The organism is Sphingomonas sp. PAMC 26605, from assembly GCF_000241485.1.
GTDB lineage: Bacteria > Pseudomonadota > Alphaproteobacteria > Sphingomonadales > Sphingomonadaceae > Sphingomonas.
The window spans coordinates 565,250-568,413 of sequence record NZ_JH584241.1 but is presented as its reverse complement, the minus strand read 5'-3'; the positions used below and the strand labels follow the sequence as shown (position 1 = coordinate 568,413).

The 3,164-nt window shown below is 67.8% G+C and carries 4 protein-coding genes; all 4 read right to left on the bottom strand.

Annotation, left to right across the window (positions count from 1 at the left end; genetic code table 11):
- The coding region (locus tag RH90_RS02495; protein ID WP_010183665.1) for an acetyl-CoA carboxylase biotin carboxylase subunit at nt 1–1,182 on the bottom strand (1,182 nt) is incomplete at its 3' end.
- A 120-nt stretch (nt 1,183–1,302) separates the two neighbouring features.
- Complete coding sequence (locus RH90_RS02490; RefSeq protein ID WP_010183664.1) at nt 1,303–1,665, bottom strand: lysozyme inhibitor LprI family protein; 363 nt, start codon at nt 1,663–1,665, stop codon at nt 1,303–1,305.
- Entirely contained in the window at nt 1,656–2,780 is a 1,125-nt protein-coding gene (gene bioB, locus RH90_RS02485; RefSeq protein ID WP_232280288.1) for a biotin synthase BioB, read from the bottom strand. The genes RH90_RS02490 and bioB overlap by 10 nt, the downstream gene beginning before the upstream one ends.
- Nucleotides 2,777–3,164: cobalamin-dependent protein (locus tag RH90_RS02480; RefSeq protein ID WP_010183662.1), on the bottom strand; the 388-nt coding region annotated here is incomplete at its 5' end. The genes RH90_RS02480 and bioB, both read right to left, overlap by 4 nt.

The window sequence follows — 3,164 nt, the reverse complement described above, 5'->3', positions numbered from 1 at the left end:
GGCACCTACGTTCGCGGCACGGCCCCACCCCAACCCCTCCCCTGAAGGGGAGGGGCTTAGTTTCGCGTACGGCGTCTCGCTGCTCTCGGGCGGGTTATACCGCACCAAGCGCCCAATGCTCGGCAGGAAGCCGCGATACGGATCTTCCGCATACACCCGGTTCTCGATCGCCCAGCCGTTGAGGTGCACGTCGTCCTGCGCGAACCCGAGCGGCTCGCCCGCGGCGACGCGGATCATCAGCTCGACCAGATCGAGCCCGGTCACCGCCTCGGTCACGGGATGCTCGACCTGCAGCCGGGTGTTCATCTCGAGGAAGTAGAAGCCCTCGCCGGTCGTGTCGGCGCCCGACACGATCAGCTCGACCGTCCCCGCCGAGAAATACCCCACCGCACGCGCCAGCGCGACCGCCTGCTCGCCCATGCTTTCCCGCATCTTCGGCGTGACGAACGGCGACGGCGCCTCCTCGACCACCTTCTGGTGGCGGCGCTGGATCGAGCATTCGCGCTCGCCGAGATAGACGATATTGCCGTGCTGGTCGCCCATCACCTGGATCTCGATGTGGCGGGGCGATTCGATGAACTTCTCGATGAACACGCGGTCGTCGCCGAACGACGCCAGCCCCTCGCGCTTGGTCGCCTCGAAGCCTTCGCGCACGTCCTGCTCGGAATAGGCCAGCCGCATCCCCTTGCCGCCGCCGCCCGCGCTCGCCTTCATCATCACCGGATAGCCGATGTCGGTGGCGATCTTCACCGCTTCCTCGGTATCGGCGATCTCGCCGAGGAAACCGGGAACGACGTTGACGCCGGCGGCCTTGGCGAGCTTCTTCGATTCGATCTTGTCGCCCATCGCGGCGATCGCGTTCGCGGGTGGCCCGACAAAGGCGATCCCGGCATCGGCGCAGGCGCGCGCGAAACTCTCGCGCTCGGACAGGAAGCCGTAGCCCGGATGGATGCAGTCGGCGCCGGTCTCCTTGGCGGCGAGCAGGATCAGGTCGGCGAGCAGATAGCTCTCCCCCGCCGGCGGCGGCCCGAGGCGGACGCTCTCGTCGGCCATCAGCACGTGCGGCGCGCGGGCGTCGGCATCCGAATAGACCGCAACCGTGGCGATCCCCATCTTCTTGGCGGTGCGCATTACGCGGCACGCGATTTCGCCACGGTTCGCGACGAGGATCTTCTTGAACATTCTCTACTCCCCTCCCGCTTGCGGGAGGGGCCGGGGGAGGGCCTGTCCGCAAGGGGTGCAACCTGATCGGAGGACAGCCCCTCCCTTAGCCCCTCCCGCAAGCGGGAGGGGAATGTGTCGTCACTGGTACCAGATCATCGCCTTGAGCTGCGCCGTGCGCGCGCGCGTCAGGCCCGTGCGGCACGCCGCCGTCGTCATGCCCTGCGCCGAACCGCCGGCATATTGCCCGCCCTCGATCACGCACTGCGTATCGCGATACTTGAGCCACGCACGCTGGCTCTCGAGCAAGGCGCCCGCATAGCCGAAGCCGCCGCCGCGCGACGTGTCCTGCGCATCGCGTCCCTTCATATAGGCGTAGGTCCGCTTCCACTGCGCGGTCATCGCGGCATCGGCCTGCGCGTAACTCGCGCCGCCCGAGCGGTTCATCGCCGCCTGCGTCTGGACCGGGGCGGCGGCAGTGAGGAGCAGCGCGATCAGCAGCATGTCTTGTCCTTGCGCATCGGTTCCTCCCCAACCATCGGGACGAGCCCCAGTTTCGCCAGCAGCGCGGCGTCCTTATCGTCGCCGGCATTGCCCGTAGTGAGCAACTTGTCGCCGGTGAAGATCGAGTTGGCACCCGCCATGAAGCAGAGCGCCTGCGTCGCCTCGGACATGCTCTCGCGCCCGGCCGACAACCGCACCATGCTCAGCGGCATCGTGATGCGCGCGACCGCGACGGTGCGGACGAACTCGATATCGTCGATCGCCGCGAGCGGCGTGTCGGCGAGCATGTTGCCGAGCACGGTGCCCTTGACCGGCACCAGCGCATTGACCGGCACGCTCTCCGGGTGTCGCGGCAGCGTGGCCAGCGCATGGACGAAGCCGACGCGGTCGCCGCGCGTCTCGCCCATGCCGACGATCCCGCCGCAGCACACGTTGATCCCCGCCTCGCGGACGTTCTCGAGCGTGTCGAGCCGGTCCTGGAAGGTGCGGGTGGTGATGACCTCGGCGTATTTCTCCGGCGAGGTGTCGATATTGTGGTTGTAGTAATCGAGCCCCGCCGCGGCGAGCTGCTCCGCCTGGCTCGGCGTCAGCATGCCGAGCGTCATGCAGGTCTCCATCCCCATCTGGCGGACGCCCTGCACCATCTCGATGATCGCGGGCATGTCCTTGTCCTTGGGGTTGCGCCAGGCGGCGCCCATGCAGAAGCGCTGCGAACCCGCGTCACGCGCCTGGGCGGCGGATTGCAGGACGGCGCGGACGTCCATCAGCTTGCTCGCCTTGAGCTCGGTCTCGGCTGAGGCGGACTGGTTGCAGTATCCGCAATCCTCGGGGCAGCCGCCGGTCTTGATCGAGAGCAGCGTGCAGAGCTGTACCTGCCCCGCAGCGTGGTGCGCGCGGTGGGTGGTCTGGGCGCGGAACATCAGTTCGTCGAACGGGAGATCGAACAACGCGGCGATCTCGGCGCGGGTCCAGTCGTTCCTGGTGCGCCCCTCCCCTTCAGGGGAGGGGATGGGGGTGGGGGACGTCTCACCGAGAACAGCGTCCGCATTCGCGGCACGGCCCCACCCCAACCCCTCCCCTGAAGGGGAGGGGCTATGCTTCGTAATCACGGTCATTTCACATCTTCCTCGACCGGCGGCATATTATGCCCCAGCAATCGCAACACTTCGCCCGCCGCCTCGACCAGATTGGTCCCGGGCCCGAAAATCCCCTGCACCCCGGCGTCGCGCAGCACCTGATAATCCTGCGCGGGGATCACCCCGCCTGCGATCACCTTGATGTCGCCGCGGCCAGCCTCGCGCAAATGGCCGATCAGCTCGGGGATCAGCGTCTTGTGTCCGGCCGCCAGCGACGACGCGCCGACCACGTCGACGTCGCTCTCGATCGCGAGCTTGGCGGCTTCGGACGGCGTCTGGAACAAGGGCCCGGGGACGACATCGAAGCCGAGATCGCCGAACGCCGACGACACGAGGTTGGCGCCGCGGTCATGTCCGTCCTGG